1 protein-coding gene is annotated in these 861 nt (G+C 41.6%); it reads right to left on the reverse strand.

Going from position 1 to position 861, the window contains the following annotated elements; all coding sequences use genetic code 11:
• On the reverse strand, positions 1-656 hold a 656-nt coding region (locus tag BG32_RS06055; RefSeq protein ID WP_121526562.1), incomplete at its 3' end, for a DUF368 domain-containing protein.
• Positions 657-861: the final 205 nt, after the last annotated feature.

An 861-nucleotide genomic window follows, 5' to 3' on the forward strand; every position in this document is an offset into this window, starting at 1 on the left:
GTCTGACTCCGGAATCTCTTCATCAGAAATTTCATTAATTTGCTCACGAATATAATTCCAAGGATAACTCCAACTCCTATGAACACTATGATTATGAAATCGAAGTGTCTTAATGCAGCTATAGCTCTAGTGTATTCACCCATAATCAACAAAATGAAGGCACCGCTGAGACCTGGCAGAACCATCGCAGCTGCACCGAAGAATCCAGCAAAAACATCATACAAAAGGCTCGCTGTATTGTGATTTAGAACAGCTTCTTTTCCCGGCCCGGAAGCAAGAATGGAAACAAGATAGACGAGCAAACCCCCTATTACAAGGAAAGAAAATGAGCTGGAATCGAATTTCTCGATTCTCTTGAATACAACAGGAGTTCCTCCTATGACAAGTCCCGAGAAGATACCGTACATCAAAGAAGGGACTCTCGAAAGAGAAACATCTATTAGGGTTGAGAAGCCAAGGATTCCTATAACAATCCCCGCAACAATTTCGATGAGGAAAACGACATCTTCTTTGCGAATCTTAAAAGCAGACACTGAGGAAATCGAGCCCACGAAACGTTCATATAAGCCTCCAAGGAGTGCAATAGTGCCTCCGCTCACTCCTGGAATAAGATTGGCAAGACCCATGAGGACACCTATAAAGACTACATAGAGCATGAAGCACCTCCATACCTTAATTTCTCCAATTATATATCCTTGAAACGGTATCGTACTTATTGGTGTTGATTATCGGCAAGAATTGTCGGCATTATGTTATAATCCAGATAATAACTACCGGGTTTGGAGGGAATGGAATGACTCTTTTAGAAGCTAAGAACTTGCACGTAGTATTGGCGGAAGATGACGTAAAGATATTGAAAGG

Source organism: Mesotoga sp. HF07.pep.5.2.highcov (assembly GCF_003666285.1).
In the GTDB taxonomy this organism is placed as follows: Bacteria; Thermotogota; Thermotogae; order Petrotogales; family Kosmotogaceae; genus Mesotoga; species Mesotoga prima.